This window comes from Agrobacterium sp. CCNWLW32 (assembly GCF_037083425.1).
Classification (GTDB): domain Bacteria; phylum Pseudomonadota; class Alphaproteobacteria; order Rhizobiales; family Rhizobiaceae; genus Agrobacterium; species Agrobacterium radiobacter.
The window spans coordinates 123,251-143,899 of the sequence record NZ_JBAOJM010000001.1; the positions used below are offsets into that span (position 1 = coordinate 123,251).

General features: G+C 60.8%; 22 protein-coding genes. 15 read left to right on the forward strand and 7 right to left on the reverse strand.

Annotation, left to right across the window (positions count from 1 at the left end; all coding sequences use genetic code 11):
• Positions 1-125: 125 nt before the first annotated feature.
• The 10 genes from V6R85_RS00650 to V6R85_RS00695 all read left to right on the forward strand — a co-directional run bounded on the left by V6R85_RS00650 (position 126) and on the right by V6R85_RS00695 (position 8,528).
• Positions 126-2,495, forward strand: coding sequence for a putative monovalent cation/H+ antiporter subunit A (locus V6R85_RS00650; protein WP_111835017.1), 2,370 nt, complete (start codon positions 126-128; stop codon positions 2,493-2,495).
• A complete protein-coding gene (locus V6R85_RS00655) occupies positions 2,492-2,911 on the forward strand; it encodes a Na(+)/H(+) antiporter subunit B (protein WP_003509264.1) in 420 nt (139 codons plus the stop codon). Before V6R85_RS00650 ends, V6R85_RS00655 begins: the two co-directional genes overlap by 4 nt.
• Entirely contained in the window at positions 2,911-3,288 is a 378-nt protein-coding gene (locus tag V6R85_RS00660; RefSeq protein ID WP_003509263.1) for a Na+/H+ antiporter subunit C, read from the forward strand. Before V6R85_RS00655 ends, V6R85_RS00660 begins: the two co-directional genes overlap by 1 nt.
• Before the next feature lie 19 nt (positions 3,289-3,307).
• Positions 3,308-4,885 (forward strand): Na+/H+ antiporter subunit D, encoded by a 1,578-nt coding sequence (locus tag V6R85_RS00665; protein ID WP_111835016.1) that lies wholly within the window; start codon positions 3,308-3,310, stop codon positions 4,883-4,885.
• Positions 4,882-5,361 carry a Na+/H+ antiporter subunit E gene (locus V6R85_RS00670; protein WP_020812977.1) on the forward strand — a complete coding sequence of 160 codons (480 nt, stop codon included), beginning with the start codon at positions 4,882-4,884 and terminating at the stop codon, positions 5,359-5,361. Before V6R85_RS00665 ends, V6R85_RS00670 begins: the two co-directional genes overlap by 4 nt.
• Positions 5,358-5,744, forward strand: coding sequence for a cation:proton antiporter (locus V6R85_RS00675; RefSeq protein WP_111835015.1), 387 nt, complete (start codon positions 5,358-5,360; stop codon positions 5,742-5,744). The genes V6R85_RS00670 and V6R85_RS00675 overlap by 4 nt, the downstream gene beginning before the upstream one ends.
• Positions 5,741-6,073, forward strand: a complete 333-nt coding sequence (gene mnhG / locus V6R85_RS00680) for a monovalent cation/H(+) antiporter subunit G (protein ID WP_020812975.1) — start codon at positions 5,741-5,743, stop codon at positions 6,071-6,073. The genes V6R85_RS00675 and mnhG overlap by 4 nt, the downstream gene beginning before the upstream one ends.
• Before the next feature lie 433 nt (positions 6,074-6,506).
• On the forward strand, positions 6,507-6,935 hold the full coding sequence (ros, locus tag V6R85_RS00685; protein WP_003509257.1) for a MucR family transcriptional regulator Ros: 429 nt from the start codon (positions 6,507-6,509) through the stop codon (positions 6,933-6,935).
• A gap of 335 nt (positions 6,936-7,270) precedes the next feature.
• On the forward strand, positions 7,271-7,693 hold the full coding sequence (locus tag V6R85_RS00690; protein ID WP_111835014.1) for a helix-turn-helix domain-containing protein: 423 nt from the start codon (positions 7,271-7,273) through the stop codon (positions 7,691-7,693).
• Complete coding sequence (locus V6R85_RS00695; protein WP_111835013.1) at positions 7,686-8,528, forward strand: DUF6456 domain-containing protein; 843 nt, start codon at positions 7,686-7,688, stop codon at positions 8,526-8,528. Before V6R85_RS00690 ends, V6R85_RS00695 begins: the two co-directional genes overlap by 8 nt.
• A 3-nt stretch (positions 8,529-8,531) precedes the next feature.
• Here the strand turns inward: V6R85_RS00695 and V6R85_RS00700 are convergent, their stop codons facing one another.
• Both V6R85_RS00700 and V6R85_RS00705 read right to left on the reverse strand, forming a co-directional pair.
• A complete protein-coding gene (locus tag V6R85_RS00700) occupies positions 8,532-8,948 on the reverse strand; it encodes a SufE family protein (RefSeq protein ID WP_087743595.1) in 417 nt (138 codons plus the stop codon).
• A 198-nt stretch (positions 8,949-9,146) separates the two neighbouring features.
• Positions 9,147-9,572 carry a DUF5330 domain-containing protein gene (locus V6R85_RS00705; protein ID WP_336376936.1) on the reverse strand — a complete coding sequence of 142 codons (426 nt, stop codon included), beginning with the start codon at positions 9,570-9,572 and terminating at the stop codon, positions 9,147-9,149.
• A gap of 488 nt (positions 9,573-10,060) precedes the next feature.
• On the opposite strand from V6R85_RS00705, the gene V6R85_RS00710 reads away from it, so the two are divergent.
• From V6R85_RS00710 to V6R85_RS00720, 3 genes are all read left to right on the forward strand, one after another.
• Positions 10,061-11,593 (forward strand): sensor histidine kinase, encoded by a 1,533-nt coding sequence (locus V6R85_RS00710; RefSeq protein ID WP_111835012.1) that lies wholly within the window; start codon positions 10,061-10,063, stop codon positions 11,591-11,593.
• On the forward strand, positions 11,565-12,473 hold the full coding sequence (locus V6R85_RS00715; RefSeq protein WP_031233927.1) for a peptidoglycan-binding domain-containing protein: 909 nt from the start codon (positions 11,565-11,567) through the stop codon (positions 12,471-12,473). Before V6R85_RS00710 ends, V6R85_RS00715 begins: the two co-directional genes overlap by 29 nt.
• A 259-nt stretch (positions 12,474-12,732) precedes the next feature.
• Positions 12,733-13,086, forward strand: coding sequence for a DUF1491 family protein (locus V6R85_RS00720; RefSeq protein WP_003509247.1), 354 nt, complete (start codon positions 12,733-12,735; stop codon positions 13,084-13,086).
• Between the two features lie 74 nt (positions 13,087-13,160).
• On the opposite strand, the gene V6R85_RS00725 is transcribed toward V6R85_RS00720, so the two are convergent.
• Entirely contained in the window at positions 13,161-14,096 is a 936-nt protein-coding gene (locus V6R85_RS00725) for a DUF2336 domain-containing protein (protein ID WP_210303433.1), read from the reverse strand.
• Between the two features lie 561 nt (positions 14,097-14,657).
• Between V6R85_RS00725 and V6R85_RS00730 the strand changes: the two genes are divergently transcribed.
• The gene (locus V6R85_RS00730) at positions 14,658-14,846 is read left to right on the forward strand and encodes a hypothetical protein (RefSeq protein WP_003509245.1); all 189 of its coding nucleotides are present in this window, start codon (positions 14,658-14,660) and stop codon (positions 14,844-14,846) included.
• A 19-nt stretch (positions 14,847-14,865) separates the two neighbouring features.
• Here V6R85_RS00730 and V6R85_RS00735 read toward each other — a convergent pair whose 3' ends face one another.
• The 3 genes from V6R85_RS00735 to V6R85_RS00745 all read right to left on the reverse strand — a co-directional run bounded on the left by V6R85_RS00735 (position 14,866) and on the right by V6R85_RS00745 (position 16,712).
• A complete protein-coding gene (locus tag V6R85_RS00735) occupies positions 14,866-15,414 on the reverse strand; it encodes a DUF1254 domain-containing protein (protein WP_003509243.1) in 549 nt (182 codons plus the stop codon).
• Positions 15,407-15,994: a DUF1214 domain-containing protein gene (locus V6R85_RS00740; protein WP_003509240.1), complete on the reverse strand. Its 588-nt coding sequence runs from the start codon at positions 15,992-15,994 to the stop codon at positions 15,407-15,409. Before V6R85_RS00740 ends, V6R85_RS00735 begins: the two co-directional genes overlap by 8 nt.
• A gap of 109 nt (positions 15,995-16,103) precedes the next feature.
• Complete coding sequence (locus V6R85_RS00745; protein ID WP_003509238.1) at positions 16,104-16,712, reverse strand: LysE/ArgO family amino acid transporter; 609 nt, start codon at positions 16,710-16,712, stop codon at positions 16,104-16,106.
• A gap of 373 nt (positions 16,713-17,085) precedes the next feature.
• Here V6R85_RS00745 and V6R85_RS00750 point away from each other — a divergent pair, with 373 nt between their 5' ends.
• Entirely contained in the window at positions 17,086-17,985 is a 900-nt protein-coding gene (locus V6R85_RS00750) for a LysR family transcriptional regulator ArgP (protein ID WP_111835088.1), read from the forward strand.
• Between the two features lie 250 nt (positions 17,986-18,235).
• Here the strand turns inward: V6R85_RS00750 and V6R85_RS00755 are convergent, their stop codons facing one another.
• Positions 18,236-20,428, reverse strand: coding sequence for a PBP1A family penicillin-binding protein (locus tag V6R85_RS00755; RefSeq protein ID WP_111835074.1), 2,193 nt, complete (start codon positions 20,426-20,428; stop codon positions 18,236-18,238).
• Between the last annotated feature and the right edge of the window lie 221 nt (positions 20,429-20,649).

Genomic DNA, 20,649 nt, shown 5'->3' on the forward strand with positions numbered 1-20,649 from the left:
GTTATGGGCCGGGCGTACCGATTTGGGTTGAGATGCCCGTGTCTATGCCTTAACTGAAAAGCCGATTTGAAAGAAGAACGCCATTCAGTGGCGCGCAGGGATGGGGGACATCCCGGGAGATGTGAATGACATCAGATGTCACGCCGCTGACATTCCTGTCGCTGTTTCTGCCGTTTCTGGCAGCGCTTGCCGCGCCGGCCCTGGTGAAAAGGTTCGGTCACAATGCGGCATGGGTTCTGGCGATCGCGCCGGCTCTCGCCTTCGTGCATTTTGCGCTGATGCTGCCCGAGATCGCGGCAGGCGGCGTGGTGACCGGCGGTTATGCCTGGGTGCCGAGCTTCAATCTCAGCTTCTCCTGGTTCATCGACGGCCTGTCGCTCACCTTTGCGCTGCTCATCACCGGCATCGGGCTGCTGATCGTGCTTTATGCGGGCGGTTATATGAAAGGCCATCCGCAGCAGGGCCGTTTCCTGTCCTTCCTGCTTCTGTTCATGGGAGCGATGCTCGGCGTCGTCGTTTCCGACAGCCTGCTGATGTTGTTCGTCTTCTGGGAACTCACCTCGATCACCTCCTTCCTGCTGATCGGCTTCGACCATGAGCGCGCAGCTTCGCGCCGTGCCGCGCTGCAGGCGCTGGTGGTGACGGGCGGTGGCGGCCTTCTGTTGCTCGCCGGGCTGATCTTCATCTGGGATATAAGCGGCATCACGCAATTGTCGATGCTGGTGCGCGGCGGCGATATATTGCGTGACAGCCCGTTTTATCTGGCCGCGCTGCTTCTGGTTCTCGGCGGCGCCTTTACCAAATCGGCGCAGTTTCCCTTCCATTTCTGGCTGCCCAACGCCATGGAAGCGCCAACTCCAGTCTCCGCCTATCTGCATTCGGCAACCATGGTGAAGGCCGGCGTCTATCTGCTGATGCGCCTCAATCCGGTGCTCGGTGATACCGCCGCCTGGCAGATCCTGCTGCCCTTCTTCGGCGGGCTGACCATGCTCACCGGCGCACTTCTCGCCGTGCGCCAGACCGATCTCAAGCTGATGCTTGCCTATACGACGGTGTCGTCGCTCGGCCTGCTGGTCATGCTGACGGGTTTTGGCTCTGACCATGCCATAGAGGCGGCCGCGCTTTATCTGGTGGCGCATTCGCTGTTTAAGGGCGCGCTCTTCATGGTCGCCGGCATCATCGACCATGAGACCGGCACCCGCGACATAACGAAGCTCGGCGGCTTGCGAAAAGCCATGCCCATCACCTTTGTGGCAGCGCTGGCGGCTGCGATTTCCATGGCCGGCCTGCCGCCCTTTTTCGGTTTTCTCGCCAAGGAGGAGATTTATTATGCGCTGGCGCATGGCAACCCGCGTGCCGTGCTGTTCACCGGCATCGCCATCCTCGGCAACGGGCTGATGTTCGCCGTCGCCTTTGCCGTGGGGCTGAAACCCTTCCTCGGCAAGCCGGTGAAAACGCCGAAACACGCGCATGAAGGTCCGCTGCTGCTGTGGCTCGGTCCGGCGCTGCTGGCTCTGAAGGGGCTGACGATCGCTCTCTTTTCCGGCATTGCGCATTTCTACATTTCGACACCCATGGCGAGCGCCATCGCCGGCGAGGCGCGCCCGGTGGAAATCTCGCTCATTCCCCATATGGGCGTGCCGCTCGGCCTGTCGCTGCTCACCATTGCGCTCGGTATCGTCCTCTATACGCAGCTTTCCGCTGTCCGCAGCCTGATGGCCCGCACCTTCACGGCGCTGGGGGCCGGGCCTGACAGGGGCTTTGACGTCTTCATCGAAATGCTGGTGAAAGTCTCGTTCCACGTTACCCGGCTCATTCAGCCCGGCCGGCTGGAGTTCTACGTCACCGCCACCTTCGCCGTCATCGCCGCCGTGCTGCTGGTGCCCCTGTTCCTCTATGGCGAATTGCCGTCCATGCCGTCATGGCCGCGTGACATGCCGGTCCATGAGCTGACCTTCATCGCCATCGCCGTGGCGGGCCTTGTCGCTGTCCTGACGGCGTCGAGCCGGCTGACTGCGATCATCGCGCTCGGCATTCAGGGCTTTGCGGTGGCGGTCATCTTCCTGCTGTTCGGCGCGCCCGATCTGTCGTTCACGCAATTCATGGTCGAGACGCTGTCGGTGGTCATTCTGACGCTGGTGATGACAAGGCTTCGCCTGTCACCGTCAGATCATCGCGGCCTTGGCCAGAAGCTGCTCGACAGCACCATCGCCATTGCCTGCGGAACCGGCTTTGCCCTGTTCCTGATGCGCGCGACGCAGGCGAGCTTCGACAACCGCCTGACGGACTTCTACAACACCTATTCCAAGGTCATCGCCCACGGCGCCAATGTGGTTAACGTCATCATCGTTGATTTCCGCGGCACGGATACGCTCGGCGAAATCGCTGTCGTGATGATAACGGGTCTTGCCATCCTCGCGCTGATCCGCATCCGTCCGGCCGCCGCGGTCAAGGGACCGGCCAAAACCGCGAAGAAGAAAGGAGCGCGGGCATGAACACGCTCATTCTGCGCACCGTCACTCCTGTCGTCACCAGCCTCATGGTGCTGTTTTCCATCTTCGTGCTGCTGCGCGGCCATAACGAGCCGGGCGGCGGTTTCATCGGCGGATTGATCGCGGTCTCGGCGCTGGCGATCTACGGCATCGCTTATGGCGTCACGGCAGTCAGGCGCGCCATCATGTTTCATCCCCTGTCGATTGCCGGGGCGGGGCTGCTGCTATCCATGCTTTCCGGCCTCGTCTCGATGGCCGCCGGCGTGCCGTTCATGACCGGGCTCTGGGTCTATCCGAGCCTGTTCGGTGTCGAAATGCCGCTCTCCACCGTCATGTCCTTCGATATCGGTGTCTATCTCGTGGTGGTCGGCGCCATCACCTCCATTGCGCTGGCGCTGGAAGAAAGGGAAAGCGACTGATGGAAGCGGTCTTCTCGATTCTCGTCGGCATCTTCTTTTCGGTGGCGATCTATCTCATGCTGTCGCGCCACAGCATCCGCATGCTGCTCGGCATCGCCATTCTCGGCAATGCGGTGAACCTCCTGCTGTTCACCGCCGGCCGGCTGACGCGCGAGGTGCCACCGATCATTCCGCCCGGCATGGACACGCTGCCCGCAGGGGCGGCCAATCCTTTGCCGCAGGCGCTCATTCTCACGGCAATCGTCATTTCCTTTTCCTTCTTCTGTTTCCTTCTGGTGCTGACCTGGCGTGCGTTTCAGGAACTGCAGACCGACGACACGGACGAGATGCGCACCGCAGAACCCGCAGGCGAGCCCTTGCCGCCGCTCGGTTATTGAGCGGCGAGGCTGAGACAACATGGCATCCACCACCACAACAGCAGTCACTGATCTCTCGGCAGCGCTCGTCACGACGCCTGTGCCTCTTGCCGACTGGCTGATCATTCTCCCCATCGCGCTCTGCATCGGCGCAGGCGCGGTGCTGATGATGATGCGCCATGCCATCCGCCATCACGCGACCGTTGCCATCGCGGCGCTTTTCCTGCTGGTCCTGCTCGATGCAGCACTTTTATGGAAGGTCGCCACTGAAGGCCCGTTCACAATGGTGATGGGCCGCTGGCTGCCGCCCTTCGGCATCGCCTTTACCGCCGACCTGACGGGGGCGCTGCTGTCGCTTGCGGCCGCCATCGTCGCATTGGCGGGCGCCATCCATGCCGGCGCGGATATCGACGCCGGCGGCAGGCGCTACGGTTTTTATCCCTTCCTGCTGCTGCTGATGGCCGGCGTCACCGGCGCGTTCCTGACCGGCGACATCTTTAACCTCTATGTCTGGTTCGAAGTGCTGCTGATCTCGTCCTTCGGCCTGATCGTGCTCGGTTCGACGCGCGAGCAGATCGACGGCGCGCTGAAATACGCCATTCTGAACCTCATCGGCACGACGCTGTTTTTGATCACGGTCGGGTATCTCTACGCCATCTTCGGCACGCTCAACATGGCCGATATCGCGCAGAAGGCGACAGCTCTGCGGGAGACCGCGCCGCTGATGACGCTTGCGAGCCTCTTTACGCTCGCCTTCGCCATGAAGGCCGCGGCCTTCCCGGTGAATTTCTGGCTGCCGGCCTCCTATCACACGCCGCGCATCGTCGTTTCCGCGCTTTTCGGCGGATTGCTCACCAAGGTCGGCATCTATTCGCTGCTGCGGGTCATGGTCATGCTGTTTCCGGTCGAGCGGGAAGAACTCAGCATCGTCATCGCCATCTCCGCCGCGCTCACCATGGTGCTTGGGGCCATGGGCGCGCTCGCCCAGAACGATATCCGCCGCATGCTCGGTTACATCGTCATATCAGGCATCGGTTACATGATGGCCGGCATCGCCATCGGCACGCCATCCGGTGTCACAGGCGCCATTTTCTACGCGCTGCATTCCATGGTGCTGATGACGGCGCTTTATCTCGCCGCCGGCCATGCCGCCCGTCTCGGCGGCAGCTTCAGCCTCACCTCACTCAGAGGCCTTTACCAGCAGGCTCCGTGGTTTTCGGCGCTGGCGCTGGCATTGTTTTTCGCCGGCTCCGGCCTGCCGCCCTTTTCCGGCTTCTGGCCGAAGGCGGTGCTGGTCAAGTCGGCGATCGATATCGGCGCATGGTGGCTCGCTGGCGCCATCCTCGCCTCCGGCTTCATCGCCACGATCGCCTTCGGGCGGATCTTCCTTTTGTGTTTCTGGCGTCCCGCTGCGGCATCCCCCGGTCAGCCTTCCTTCCCGCACGCGTCGCCGTCGGCGGCTCCGTCTTTCGCGCCGCTGGTGGGGCTGACCTTGCTCGTGGTATTCTTCGGCCTGTTTCCGGAAAGCCTGCTCAATCTCAGCCAGCAGGCGGCCGCAGGCCTCGGCAACCCGCAGGCCTATATCCAGTCGGTCTTTTCCGAAGGAGGCAAACCATGAGCCTCTATCTCGTGCAACTGCTGTTCGTTGCCGTATGGCTCGCCGTGACGGGCAGCGTCACCCTGGCGAACATCATCTTCGCCCTGATCGTTTCGACACTGGCGCTCGGCCTCATCCGCCACCAGCTTCCGGGCGGGCGTAACCACTGGCTGCGGCTTACCCGCGTCTTGTCGCTGGTGCTGCTGTTCTTCAAGGAGCTGGCGCTCTCGGCCTGGAAGGTCGCCGTGCTGGTGACGCGGCCCAAGCTCGACGTGCAGCCCGGCATTTTCGCCTATCCGCTGACGGTGACGACGGATTTCGAGATCACACTGCTCGCCAACCTCATCACGCTCACCCCCGGCACGCTCTCCGTCGATGTTTCCGCGGACAGGAAAACGCTTTACGTGCACGCGATCGACTGCAGCGATATCGAAGCCACGAAAAACGACATCAGAAATGGCTTCGAAAGAAAGATCATGGAGGCGTTTCAGATATGACGCCAGAACAGACAGTTTCATTTGCAACTATACTTGCATCGGTTGTTCTGTCGGCCGCCTTTTTGCTGACAGTATATCGCGTCGTCGTCGGCCCCACCTTGCCGGACCGCATCGTCGCGCTCGACATGCTGGTGGGCATCGCCATCGGCTTTATCGCTGTTATCGCCATCCGCACCGGCTTCAATCTTTACGTCGATATCGCCATTGCGCTCGGGCTGGTCGGGTTTCTGGCAACGGTGGCCTTTGCCCGCTTCGTCCTGTCGCGCGGCCCGGATGGACGGCGCAGGCCGACGGCGGTTCTCGATGGTGAGAGGGCATCTGAAGTCATTGAAAAAACAATGGAAACAGGTGCCGACGGCAAAAAAGGAAAGGGCAGGCGATGATGGCTTGGATCGTGGCTATTCTCGTTGCGGCGCTGACGATCTCAGGCGCCATCTTCTCGCTGATCGCGGCAATCGGGCTCAATAGACTGCCAGATGTCTATACACGCATGCATGCGGCCTCCAAGGCGGGAACGGTGGGCTCCGGCCTGCTGCTTCTCGCGGTCGGCATTCATTCCATGGAAATCCCGACGCTGGCGCGGGCGCTGGCCGGCTTTTTCTTTTTTGTCCTCACCGCGCCGGTCTCTGCACATCTTCTTGCCATGGCCGCTCACAAGGCAGGTTATCCGCTTGCCGTTAAATCGGTAGTTGATGACATCAAGAAAATTTGAAGTTGAAAATCCCCCTAATAAATGGGGGTATTCATTTTCAATTACTACTAGGCATAGTATTTTATTACCCGTAATTTTTTGTATTCCAATTAGACTGTTTTGAACTGAAAAATTGACACTAGGAATTTGACTTTTGCTGTTTTGCTGTTATCCAAATTAAGTGTAAAGTTGCTAATCGCGATTTGCATCTAGCCTCTTCATAGTCGGCATAGGCATTTTATTAATGTCTAATCTATGGCCCGTCGGACCATTGCTGCCCATGTCGCGGGCCATAAGTTGAATCTCGGACCAATTCGTTTCCGGTTTTCGCTCGAAATCTAGGGGTAGGTTTCATGTTGGTTTCAACAAGGCGAAGGTGGGGCGCCGGGTAACTTCACATCGCTCGATGCGGCGTTCGCCCGCTTCAGGGGATTAATAAACAGGAGATACTTAAATGACGGAAACTGCATACGGTAACGCCCAGGATCTGCTGGTCGAACTGACTGCGGATATTGTGGCTGCCTATGTTAGCAACCACGTCGTTCCGGTAACTGAGCTTCCCGGCCTTATTTCGGATGTTCACACGGCACTTAGCGGAACATCGGCACCGGCATCGGTGGCGGTCAATGTTGAAAAGCAGAAGCCTGCCGTCTCTGTCCGCAAGTCGGTTCAGGACGATCATATCGTCTGTTTGGAATGCGGCGGCTCGTTCAAGTCGCTGAAGCGGCATCTCACGACGCATCACAGCATGACGCCGGAAGAATATCGCGAAAAATGGGACCTGCCGGTCGATTATCCGATGGTTGCGCCCGCCTATGCCGAAGCCCGTTCGCGGCTCGCCAAGGAAATGGGTCTCGGCCAGCGCCGCAAGGCCAGCCGCTGATTGTAACGACGGGTCGGCGGGGCTTGTTCTTCCCTCGCCACTCAACCCGCTGCCGCACCTTCTCCCCACCCGGGAGAAGGCGGCAAGGCGAACTTGCCCGCTCCCTATGCTGCTCTGAAGCTTTTTCTACCTTCACATGAATGTTCAGCCGGTCCGCAGACCGGCTTTTTTATTGTCGCGTGCAATTTCAGTTGAGGAAAAAAATCCTTTATTGTGTTCGTCATTTCTGCAAATATATAGCCATATCAAACGCATATTCTTCTCCGCAAAATTTACGCTTCCCCATAGCTGTTCTCAGGTGTATGAATTAATTCCTATTCGTAGAGGAGTTGCATATGCCGTCGGATACTGTGTTTCTGTCTGCCGCCGCGCGGCCTTGCGTGCGGGTCGGTGATCGTCCTTTTCGTCGTTGGCCGTCTGCGGCCGGGCGGGATGAGATTCCCCGTCTTTGCCGTCTGGTGCGGCAGCTCACCGGTGAGATGGTGCAATTGACGGGTGACCGAGCGCTGGTGCGCCGCGACATCAGGCGCACGGAGTGCCATATCCGCCAGATCGCCATGTATGTGTGCCATGTGCAGCTCGGTATTCCCATGACTGATATCGGGCCCTGCTTCGGCCGGGACAGGACGACGGTGGGCCATGCCTGCCAGGTGGTGGAGGACCGGCGTGACGAACCGGCATTCGATGAGTTCATCGCCGCGCTCGAGCGGCTCACCGGCAGTATTTTCAACGTGATGAAAGGGGGCCGGGATGAATGAGGTGAAACGCGTCCCGGCTGCCTCTTCAAATCCTCACCTCCTGCGCTTGCTGCGTTGCATCGCTGCGGGCGCGGCCGAGATTTCGCAGGAGGGCGGCGATATTGTCGTGCACCGGGCGCGCGCTGGGCATCCCCCGCTGCGGTTTCCGGCGGCGACGGTGCGGCTTGCCGTTTCTTCCGGACTGGCGGAACAGCGGGAAAACACCCTTTTCGCCGCGCCGCCGCTCGCCTCTTATCTGAAACGCGCAATGGCAAAAGACCGCGATGAGGTTTTTCAGGAACAGCATCGGGATATGCAGACTGTTGTTGTGGATGTCGATGACGCGAAGCAACCGGCCCGTCGCAACCTCAACACCTCACCGCTGACCAGCCTTTCAAGGCTGAAGGAGCGGGATGGCACGGTGTTTTTCCCGGCAGATGCTTTGGCGGCAGGCGAGCGCCTCGCCGCCGATTTTCATCGCGGTCACCTCAATCCGAAGGTGACGGCGACATGGGAGCCGAAAGTAGCCAGCCGCACCAAGGGGGAGGCGGGGGGCCTGCTCAATCTTACCGAGGCGGCGATGGCGGCGCGGGTGCGGTTTTCCCGCGCGGCGGATGCGATGGGACCCGAACTGTCGGGCGTCGCCATCGATGTCTGCTGCTTCGAAAAGGGTCTGGAGACGGTGGAGCGGGAGAGGCAATGGCCGGCGCGCTCGGCAAAACTGCTGCTGCGCGCCGCACTGCTGGCGCTTGCCCGCCATTATGCGCCGCCAGCCGCTTGCGCCCGTGGCAACAATCACCATTGGGGCGATGCGGATTATCGCCCTTCGATGACAACGGCGGTGACGGCGGGATAGCGCTCAGGCGGCCAGCAGCCGGGCTTCCTCGCGGATACGCTTGATCATCGAGCGCAGGCCGTTGGCGCGCTGCGACGACAGATGCTCCACCAGCCCGATCTTGTCGAACACCTCGATGGCGTCGAGATCGGCGATGTGGGAGGCTTTTTTGCCGGAATAGACGGCGAGCACGATGGCGACGAGGCCGCGCACGATATGCGCATCCGAATCGCCCTCGAAGGTCAGCAGGGGGTCTTCCGCGCCGTCGCTATGGCTGACGAGCCAGACCTGGCTGGCGCAGCCATGCACCTTGTTTTCGGCCGTGCGCTTGTCCTCCGGCAGATCGGGCAGCGCCTTGCCGAGTTCGATGACATAACGATAGCGGTCCTCCCAGTCGTCGAGGAAAGCGAAATCGTCAAGGATCGTTTCGAGAGAGGCCATTTGTGCGCCGTATCATCCGTTATTGCAGGTCTTTGCTAGGATATAGGCGAAGTGCGGCCGGTTTTGAACCATGGGCCACGAAAAAGCCCACGGAAAACAGGTTTCCGCGGGCAAGTTTGGCAGGCAGTCGGCGGACGGAAATCTCCGTCCGCAAAAAAGTTGCGGCGCGGTGGCTTGCAAGATCAGGGGCTGGCAAGATCAGGGAGCAGGGCGCTTCTGCGGCAGGGGAATGACGGTGCCGGTCTTCAGCATGTCGGTATTGCCGGGAAATTCGACGCTGACGACAGGAGCGTCAGCCAGCTTTTCGATCTCCGCTGCGACTTCAGTGGCGGGAGCGGATTTTTCACCGGAGGCAAGCTGCTTGTCCAGCAGTTCATAGGCGACCTTCGCGCCTTCCTTTGCCCGTTCACCGAGCGCATGGAAGGTTTCGGCGCCCTTGACGCAGACATCGGGCTTTTCGATGCAGATGGCGCTGACATAACGATAGGCTTCACCGGCTGCCGAAACGGCGCTGGGAAGATCAAATGCCGAAGGTTCCTTGGTCGGATCGTTGCTGCTGCCGAAATAGGACAGCGCCACCAGCACCAGTGAAAACCAGAATGTTCCTTTGATCAGAAACCACATTGTCAGACTACCCTGCCAGATGATCTTTGTTTTCTAAAGCCCCGCCCGGTTCCGGGTCATCGGCCTTTGTCCCGTTTTTCGGGCTTGTGAAGAAGCTACACGCGACCGGCGAACAGCCGATTGCAAAAAGCGACGCAATTTAATTCAAATTGTATCTATTCTCCTCGTATCGGGACGCCCGCCATCAATTCATTCGCATTTTAACAGTCCATGTTAAGCATAATTGCGACAGAGGCCGCGCGTTCCGGGCGAAAGCTGTGGTCCGCCTTGCCACAAAAGTTAACATGATGGCAAAAATGAAGCGAAATCCGTCGCTTACCCGTCATTAACCATGATTGGCAAAGCTTGGAATAAATGCCCCGTAATGGGACTGCGACGCCTTTGGCAGGCCTTTGACGCCATTCTTTTTATCCATTCCTTAAGCCGCCGCCTTCTATTGTCGGAGCCGTTAGAACCGCCTCAGGGATTCGGTGTTGGTATTGCGTAATATGAGAGAAAAAGCGGTCGCATTGGTCGACCATGCCGCAGGCAGATGGCTTGCGCGCATGGAAGAGGACGCCGAAAGGCGCGCCGGAACCGTTGCGCGCCTGCGCCGGCTGATTGCCTTCAGCACTGTTGGTCTTTTCGTGGTGCCCGCCCTCTTCAGCCTCGTCATCAGCCCCGCCATCGCGCTGCCCATCGGCGCCGCTCTGGTGCTGGCGCTGTTTCTGGCCGCCGCAGCGCTGCTGATCGCCTTTTCCCGTCCCGCGCGCGGCGCGTCCTCCTTTTCCGCCTCGTCTGGCGATAACGACCTGATCGCCGCTACGCAGGTGCCGGGCCTCGTGCTCATGATCGGTGATACCGGCTTCGTCGAACACGTCTCCGGCCGCGATCTCGCGACCTTCCCGGCCGATCTACAGGCCAGCCAGGGCCATGCCCTCGTTGAATATGTCTATGTCTCCGACCGTATCGAGCTGATGCAGGCCTTCGACCTGCTGCGGCAGGGCGAGGACAGGGCAACCGCTGAACTCCGCTTCGAGACCGGTGCAAAGTCGCGTCAGGCGCAGTTCATGCATGCGCGTATAGAGATGACGGCGATCCGCAGCGCCAGCGGCCGGCTGCGCCGCATCGTCGCCCAGCTCTCCGATGTTACCGAGATGGAACGCCTGCGCCGCGATGTCGCCCGCAAGGCGGCGGAGGCGGAATCGGCCAATGACGCCAAGTCGCGTTTCCTTGCCGCCGTCAGCCACGAGCTGCGCACGCCGCTCAATGCCGTCCTCGGTTTTTCCGATATTCTCGCCGGCGAATATTTCGGCCGGCTGGAGAACGATCGCCAGCGGGAATATGTCGGCCTCATCCGCCAGTCCGGCGCCCATCTCCTGTCGGTCGTCAACACGATGCTTGACATGAGCAAGCTGGAAGCCGGCCGTTACGAGCTGATGATGGAAAGCTTCCCGATTGCCGAGACCATCTCTTCCTGCGAGGCCATGCTCGGCCTGCAGGCGAAGGAAAAAGGCCTGACTTTAACCAGCCGCATCCAGCGCGGCATTGGCGAAATCTCGGCCGATCAGCGCGCCATCCGGCAGGTTCTCATCAATCTCGCCGGCAACGCCATAAAATTCACCGATGCGGGTGGTGTGGTGTCGATCGACGCCGCGCGTGAGGGCGCGATGCTGAAACTGACGGTGAGCGATACCGGCATCGGCATCGCTTCCGACAAGATTGAACTCCTGGGCCAGCCCTTCATGCAGGTTCAGAATGAATATACCCGTCGCTATGAGGGCACGGGTCTGGGATTGTCCCTGGTCAAGGGGCTTGTGGCACTGCATGGCGGCACTTTCGCCATTACCAGCAAGCCCGGCGAGGGAACGGTCGTAACGATCACTTTGCCTGCCGACGGTTCCGGCATGGCGGGTGAGGGCCAAGGTGCCGAAGCCGAAAGCATGGTGGAATTTCCGCCGCGCATCCGGCAGCGCGGTGACATGGCCGCAATGATGAAAAAGGATGGTGACGATGGCCCCGCGAAAGCGAAAATCGCCTAAGAAAACAACGGCCCAGATTGGCGCCGGGATTGTTTCCTTGGTGGTTTCGGCCATCGGGCGCGAAATCCTGCGCCATCCGAAAATGGTCGGCAGCTGCGGCGCCTTCGCGGTCGTATTCGGTTTTGTCGCCGCCAATGCGCTCTGGTATCAGCCGGGCGTGCATCCGTCGCCTTTCCTGCGCACGCGCGATGCGGAAAACCCGAACGGCATTGCCGGTTATCGCCCGGCCGAGCCGCTCGGCACGCACGGCAACGTCACCACCTTTCGCATAGAACGACCGGCAGAGACGGAAACGGCGCAACAGCCAGCGGCCGAAACGCCGGCGCAACCCGCCGCCGAAAGCCAGAAACCGCAGCAGATCGTTGCCGATATTCAGGCCGAACTGAAGAAACGTGGGCTTTACGAAGGCGAGGCGGACGGCCGCATGGGTCCACGCACCGCCGCCGCCATCATGTTCTTCGAAGAAACGCTCGGCATGGAGCAGACCGGCGAGCCGACGACCCGCGTGCTGGCGGCACTCCGGATCGATGGCGCAACGGTTGCCGCGATCCCCAGGGATCGGCCCGCCGATAGCACCGGCGGCGTCGAGATCGACCCCGTCGCCGCCGCCATCCGCAAGGCGGAAGCGCCGCGCCCGAAGGCCGAACCGGCCTCCCTCAACAGTTCGGCCAATGCCGCCAAGCCAGCAAACCGCGAGCTGATCGCCAGGATCCAGCAGGGGCTGATCAATATCGCCTATGCCGATGTGAAGGTGGACGGCGTTGCCGGCCAGCAGACCCGCAATGCCATCCGCGCGTTTGAGAAACATTACCGCCTGCCGGAAACCGGCGAGCCGAGCGAGGTTGTGCTGAAGAAGCTGAAGTCGATCGGGGCGCTTTGAGGTTTTGACAGCAGCCGAGGGTGCGTGGGGCTTTACCCCCTCTGCCCTGCCGGGCATCTCCCCCACAAGGAGGGAGATCGGCAAGAGGCTCTTTCACTGCTCCATTCTCAAGCGTTGAGGTGGGCGAGCGCCTGCCGCGGATCGATCTTCCCCCCTTGAGGGGGAGATGCCCGGCAGGGCAGAGGGGGGTAAGCCCCACGCACCTTCGTCCGCGTAACCCAGCAGTGAGAGCCCCCACCGTTTCCATCGAAAGCACCCCATGCGCCTCAAATCCGAAATGTTCGTCTCAGCCCTCATCCGCCGCGTCTTCGCCGCCGGCGGATTTGCCGCCGTCGAAAAGAAGGGGGCGGAGGAGGCGGGGGCGATCTTTGTTCGCCAGCGTCTGCGCGATGGCCGCGAGAACCTCTATGGGCCCGCGCCGCAAAGTTTCGCCGATGATGAGGAAATCCGTGCCGAGCGCCGTTTCGAAACGCGTCTTGCGGGTGCGGATGGCGAGGAAAGTGCCGCTCTTCTGGAAAGGGAACGGCGTTTCGACAGCGACCTTTGGGTGGTGGAGATCGAAACCGACGAGATCGGAACTCTGCTGACGCTGGTGGACCAGCCCAAGGCCTAGAGGCAGGAAAAGCAGACCCGGCTTTCGGTCCGCGAAGGGCCTCGCGTCGCAAAAGACGCAAGGCCAGGCCTTGCTTACCCTTGCGTGCCAGTTCTCTGCACAGCCGGTGCGCTGCGGCTCGGCCGCTCGCGGCCATGCGTATAGCTGTCGGCACGCCGCCAGCTTTCCAGCCGCTCTTCGCATTCCACGATGTCGAGGCGATCGAGCAGGGCTTCGGCGCGGCTCATGTCGCCTTCGGCGGCGGCGAGATGCGGATAGAAGCATTGCAGCACGAAGGCCGCCTCGGAAAATTCCATGCCAAGACCGGTGAGCGTCGTCGCCAGCTGCGCGCCTGATATATCGAGCATGATGCGCTCCGACAGCCAGTAGCTGGAGGACAGCGAATCCGCCAGCGCCACCGCGAATTGCCGGGCGTTGCGCTCGCGGGCGAAACGCACCAGCAGCGCCTCCTGCACCTCGCTCAGGCGGCGAAGACCGAGGACGTCGCTTTCCGGGCGGTTGAGGTGATGCGCCATCTGCTTGATCCGCTGGCGCATTTCTTCTTCGAGTGCGGAAGCGGCGGCGATGTTGTCAGTCTTTTCTTCCGTTTTCGGTTCTTCTGGGCTTGCCGCCACCTGCGGTTCGGCGGGAGCTTTTTCCTCTTCCGGCCGTTTCAGATCTTCCGCGTGGCGCAGGCCGACAAGCGCGTCGATGACGGTGGGGGAGAGATCCTCGCGCCGAACGATGGCGCGCGCATGCGCCGCGCCTTGCGTGCGGGCAATGGTGATCAGCGTGTCGTCATCGAGGCATTTCGAGGAAATGAGAAAGGGCGCTGCAAGCGAAATCGGCTGGCAGGCGATGAAGAAGGCGACGGCTGACGGCACGCTCGGATGCTGCGAGAGTGCGGCGATCGCCTCTCGTTTGGCTTCGTCGGTGGAGGCGTTGAAAAGCGGCATGAAAAGTTCGGCGAACTGCCGAAGGTCCGTTTTTGACGGATGCGAAACAGTCTCGAAATTCGTCACGGTGGCCATCAGCACCACATCTTTCTTCCTCACGGCTCTTGGCCTCTCAAGTTCTCGAAACCGGTCGGTCAACGCACTACCCAACAAACGCAAACACAATATCGGTTCAAATTAGAGCAAATGCGTTGACGTCCTGTTAACTATGGGGGGTAGCAAGAGGGAATCTGCCTCTATCAACAAGGAAATTTTAAAACCTTCACAACGGACGAAATGCCGTGGAACTTTACCGCATGGCCTTTGTTTTCAAGGGGTGTGGCGCCGGGAGGAATAAGTGACGGCCCGGCAATTAGGGTTAACGGATCATTAACCTCTGTCTGTTTGTAATTTCATGGGAAGTATTAGGATTCCATGTTATTCTTATCGACGGAATAAATGCAAAAATGGCATGCGAAGCCTGAATCTGCGCACGATCCCCTTATAAGAATCTTTTTGGATTTTTGGATCGTGCGAAAACCAGTCTGTGGGCTGGCCTATGCGCAATGTGATGGTGATGAAATTCCCGACGCAAGATGAGGCTTGCGCGGTTCCCATGGGCAACATTGACAATCATGTCCCGAAGAGGAGATGAGCATGGCAGAGATTATTCCAATCAGCGACGCCCGACGAAGCCTGCGTCCCGCCGGCGTTGTCGGAAAGCTGATCGGCCCGGCGAAGGTCGTGCTGTTTACCGGCGTGCGTTATGAAAAACGTGATACCGAGCCGACCGGCAAAGTCGCGCGCAAGGGCAAATCCGCAGTGGAAACCGCCCTCAAATCCTGATTGCCGATGATGTCGGACGCTATTTCCACGGCGTCGGCTGGCATTTCGCCTCGTTCAGGAACCGTTCCGCCTCTTCGCCGAAACTCGGCTGCGGCACCATGGTCCGCAAAACCACATATCCTTCCGTCTGATCCGATTCCGCCAGAATGGCCTGCGAAAGCGAGGGCGGCTGCGCCTTGCGGATGGCGGCTATCTGCACCGCATCAGCCACCAGAATATCCATCACCCCGGCGGCGGATGTGCGGTCATTCATGCTGAACACCTCATTCGAGGCCTTGTCGTAAACCGCGACCGACCAGAAGGGTACCGCACCGACGGCGGTCAAGCGGATCGGCTGTTCCTCGATGTTAAAGGTGCAGACGGCCACCCGCATGAAGGGATCGCCGCTACCAAGCGTCTTTTTCTCCGTCGTCTCCTCGAGAAGATGAAACAGATGCGGTTTTCCTTCCGCAACCGCGCGCGTATTGGCGTCGCGATTGCTGAAATGCGGGATCGCGAGAAGGATGATGACGTGCAGCACGGCTGCGCCGACGAGACCGGTGAGGATGGCGAGCAGGACCCTAAGCATTGCCACACCCCAGCTTGCGGATTTGCGGCATGGATATGTCGATCAGGCCGGAACTGCCGGCAACCGGTGTGTCGAGCAGGGTCATGACGAGCTTGAAGGTCTGGCCCTGCGGTACCGACAGCCAGTTATAGGTCTGGGCGTCAGGGGCGATGGTGATGTCGATGCCGCCATCGGCGCTGCGCAGAAGCGTGCGGGAATTCAGCGCGAAGGGCCGCCCGGCATCTTCAGCCAGAACATTTCCCTGCTGGTCGGCGGTGTAAATCGTCCAGAAACGGGCGGGCGGCACGGCGCCGGCCAGCCGGTACCGGCACTCGCCGCTCAGGCGTTGTCCATCGCTGTCGACGGAGGCGGTGAAGGCCAGCCCCTCGGCCGTTCCGTAAAGCAGCTTGCCGGCATCGGCGCGGTGCGATTTGGCGTAAGGGTCGGCCTCGATCGTCTGCGCTTCGGGAAAGGCATCCCACGAGCCGATGCGGATCGATCCAAAGCCGGATGTCGCCTCAAGTGCTGCGAGTGTTGCGGCAATACCGCCGCCAAAGGCGATCAGAAGGGCGATGCCGACAAGGAATGGAACTCGGAACACGCTGTTTTCCCGTTTTGAACAGGTCGAGGACTATCACTGATTCCCCGTTTGGAAAATGGCGCGGCCTGTTTAGTCCTCGTGAAAGTGACTGGAGCGCGAAATTCCTTGCCTATGCGCCCATGACGAGCTTGAAGGCGATGGCCCACATGGTAACGGCGATGATGCCTTCGAGAATACGCCATGCGGAGGGTTTTTCGAAAATCGGCCGCAGCCAGCGCGCGCCATAACCCAGCGAAAAGAAGAATACCAGCGAGCCGGTGGCCGCGCCCGCCGCAAAGGTTTTCTCAAAGCCGGGGAACTGCGTGGAAATGGTGCCGAGCAGCACGACGGTATCGAGATAGACATGCGGATTGAGGAAGGTCAGCGCCAGACAGATGGCGAGCGTCTGCCACAGGCTCGCCTCCTGCCGCTCGGTCACCGACAGCGTCTCGGAGGAACGCAGCGCCGAATGCAGGCTTTTTGCGCCATACCAGATGAGGAAGGCGGCCCCCGCATAACGCATGATGGGATCGAGCGCCGGCATGATGGCGCTGATCCGCTGGAAGCCAAACACGCCGACGGTGATGAGCAGCGCATCTGATATCGCGCAGGTGGCGCAGACGGCAAACACATGCGAGCGCGCCAGACCCTGCTTCAGGACGAAGGCATTCTGCGCGCCGATGGCGACGATGAGGCTGAGGCCCATCGTCAGGCCGGTGAAGAAGATCTGGATGTCCATGCGCGTCGTGGCCCCTGCCTCTGTCCATGTGGAATGGCCGAAGGCGTTGCATCCGGACCGAGTGCTTGGATATTTCCGCCAGATGATTTAATCCAGTTAAATAAACTCAACTCGGATAAGCTCAGCTAATGGCGCACTTCTCTCTTCAACCTTTCGATTTTCCACGACGTTGCCATCTCTCAACCCTCATTCCTGTGCTTGTCACAGGAATCCAGCCAGCCCAAGTCCTTGGGTTGAAAAGACTCTCCCGCCGCGCAGACGCGCGTCGACTGGATTCCCGTGACAAGCACAGGAATGAGGGCGGGAGAGGGTGTCGCCCATCGCCTCGAAGAGCCTCGTGCCACCCCCACCACCCCCTACATCAGGTGCCATAATGCTCGACTACCCTGCCATGCGCGCCGTGGCGCTCGTTGCCCAGACCGGCAGTTTCGAAAAGGCGGCGCAGGTGCTGTGTGTCACACCTTCGGCCGTCTCCCAGCGCATCAAGCAGCTGGAGGAGCGGCTGGGTGTGGTGCTGATCGTGCGCGGTAACCCCTGTGTGGCGACGGAAAAGGGGGAGTGGCTTTGCCGGCACATGGATCATGTCGGCATGCTGGAAAGCGAATTGTTCCGCCAGCTTCCGGCATTGGCGGAAGCGGGATCGGCACAGGAACGCGTGACGCTCAATATCGCCACCAATGCCGACAGCCTCGGCACATGGTTTCTGGATGCGGTTTCAAGATTCACCGGCGGCAGCGATTATCTCGTCAACATCGCAGTGGACGATCAGGATCATACGGTGGAATGGCTGCGCGCGGGCAGGGTGCTTGCCGCCGTGACCGCCCACGCCAAGCCGGTGCAGGGCTGTCGGGTAACGCCGCTCGGCGTGCTCCGCTATCACGCCACCGCCAGCCCGGATTTCATGGCCCGCCATTTCGCGGATGGCGTGACGCCCGTAACACTTGGCCGGGCGCCGGGGCTGACCTTTAACCAGAAGGACCGGCTGCAGGCGAGCTGGATCAGGGAGGCGCTGGGCGAGGATGTCTCCTATCCCACCCACTGGCTGCCTTCGACGGACGGTTTCGTGAAGGCAAGCCTTGCCGGCATGGGCTGGGGGCTCAATCCCGTGCAGCTTGTGGGGGAGCATCTTGAGGCGGGGAGGCTGGTGGAGGTCGTTCCCGGCACGCCGCTTGATATTCCGCTTTATTGGCAGGTGAACAGGCTTGCGGCGGAGCGTCTCGGTGCGCTGACATCACATATGGTGGAAACGGCGAGGGCGGTGTTGTTGCGGTGAGATGACTGACGCCGGATTTGGAGAGACGGGAGCCGTAGAGTGAGTGGCTTACCCCCCTCTGCCCTGCCGGGCATCTCCCCCTCAAGGGGGGAGATCGGCGAGCGGTGCTACCACCACTTCATTCGCTAACGTTGAGACGGGCGAGACCTCGCCGCATATCGATCTCCCCCCTTGAGGGGGAGATGCCCGGCAGGGCAGAGGGGGGTGAGCGACACTCTCCGTCAGAAATCCTGGCCGGTTGCCCGCAACATCACCGCCGCGCCGCATCCTCCGCGCCGTCACGCAAAGACGCATCCGCCACCTTCTGCGTCGTCACACTCAAGGCCGAAGCATCCTTCATCTTCTTGGCGATGGAGCGAATGACGCGGGTGGCCTCGGCAGAGAGCGAGCGTGGGCGGGTGAGGGCCGGCAGGGCCGGGGTGCTGGTGGCTGCGGCTGCCACTTCCGCCGAAGGCTGCGGGCGCGCGCCTGTCGGCAACGGGTTCTGGATGCCGGGGATGGGGCGCAGCTCCATGCCCTGATGGGCGTAATCCATCAGCCGTTTGAAGGCCATGGCGGGCAGCGCGCCGCCGGTCATGTTGTTCATCGGTGTGAATTCGTCATTCCCGAACCAGACGGCGGTCGTATAATTGCCGGTGAAACCCACATACCAGGCGTCGCGGTAAGCCTGCGAGGTGCCGGTCTTGCCGCCGGAGACGATGCCATTGTCAAGCGCGCCGCGGCGGGCCGTGCCCATGACGGGAATGGTCACCAGCATCTGGTTCATTTTGGAATTGGCGTCTTCGGAGAGCACGCGCTTGGCAGGCGGCTCGTTGTGGCTGAAATCGTAGAGAACATTGCCCTCGTAATCCAGCACCTGCTCGATGCCATGGCGGCGTGACTGCATGCCATCGGCCGGGAACACGGCATAGGCGGTGGCCTGGTCGAGAACCGTCACTTCCGAAGTGCCGAGCGGAATGGTTTTGTCGCTGCGAAGCGGTGTTGCGACACCCATGGCCTTGGCCGTGTCGACGATGACCTGCGTGCCGAGCACATCCTTGGCGAGCCGGACCGGCACGGTATTGTAGGATTTGGCGAGCGCCATCTGCAGCGTCACCTTGCCGGCATAGGAGCGGCCATAATTCTGCGGCGACCAGCCGCGCCAGGTCACCGGCGCATCGGAAATCAGCGTCTCCGGCTTCATGCCCTTTTCCATGGCGGCCGAGTAGGTATAGACCTTGAAGGAGGAGCCGGGCTGGCGCAGCGCCGCCGTGGCGCGGTTGAACTGGCTTTCGCCATAATCACGCCCGCCGACCATGGCGCGCACGCCGCCACCATTTTCGATCATCACCATCGCGCCCTGCTTGACGCGGTAACCTTCGCCATATTCGCGCAGGCCCATTTCCATCGCCTGTTCGGCCGCCTGCTGCAGGCCGGTATCGATGGTCGTGCGCACGACCACCGTATGGTCCTTGAATTTACCTTCGGCGGCCAGCCGCTGCACTTCGTCGAAGGCCCAGTCGAGGAAATAATCCGGCGCCTTCACATCGGCGCGGTCGATGACGGTGGCCGGATTGCGCCGCGCGCCGATCACCTGGCCCTCGGTCATCAATCCGCTCTGTACGAGGTTGGAAAGCACGGTGTTGGCGCGAGCACGCGCGGCGGGCAGGTTGACGTGCGGCGCATATTTGGCCGGCGCCTTGAACAGGCCGGCCAGAATGGCGGATTCGGCCAGTGTCACATCGGTCAGGTTCTTGCCGAAATAAAACTGCGCCGCCGCCGCCGCCCCGAAGGTGCCGCCGCCCATATAGGCGCGGTCGAGATAAAGGCTGAGGATTTCCTTCTTCGACATGTTGGTCTCGAGCCACAGCGCGAGGAAGGCTTCCTTGATCTTGCGCTCCAGCGAGCGCTCATTGGTAAGGAACAGGTTCTTGGCGAGCTGCTGCGTCAGCGTCGAACCGCCCTGCACCACGCCGCCGGCGCGGGCGTTTTCGCTCATGGCGCGGGCAAGGCCGATGAAGTCGATGCCGAAATGGTTGAAGAAACGCCGGTCTTCGGTCGCCAGCACCGCCTTGATGAAATGGTCAGGCATCTGGTCGATCGGGACGGAATCTTCATGAATGATACCGCGATGGCCGATGGTGTTGCCGTAACGATCAAGGAAAGTGACGGCGAAATCGCCGCGGTAACGCCAGTCCTTCTTGGTTTCCTCGAAGGCGGGCATCGCGAGCGCCAGAAGCACGACGCAACCCGCCGTTCCGAAGGTCAGCGCGTCGCAGGTGAGGTTGACGAGAAGCTTCTTCCAGCCGCGCACATGCAATTTGCGCGAGGCGATGGTGACGTCTTCCCAGAAATCCACCAGCCTTGCCGCAGCCGTCCACAGGCCGGAGTCGATGAAGCTATCGATCCGGAGCAGGATGTGCCGTTTTTTACGGCCGTTCTTATCGTCTTTTTCTTCCTGCACGTGCCGATGTGTTCCTGTTCAACGCAACGCGATCGTCGATATTCTGCTGTTCAACCCATTCCCGACGCAAAACCGTGGCATGGTTATGTCGGAATTGCTTGACGTGGCGGCAGTTCGCGGGCCAATGACCCCTCTGCCGCCTGCCAATATGCTAAAATATCGTACAAACCAGCCCTTGGCGATACGATATAAAGGATTAGGGACCGGTTAAACACTCCTGT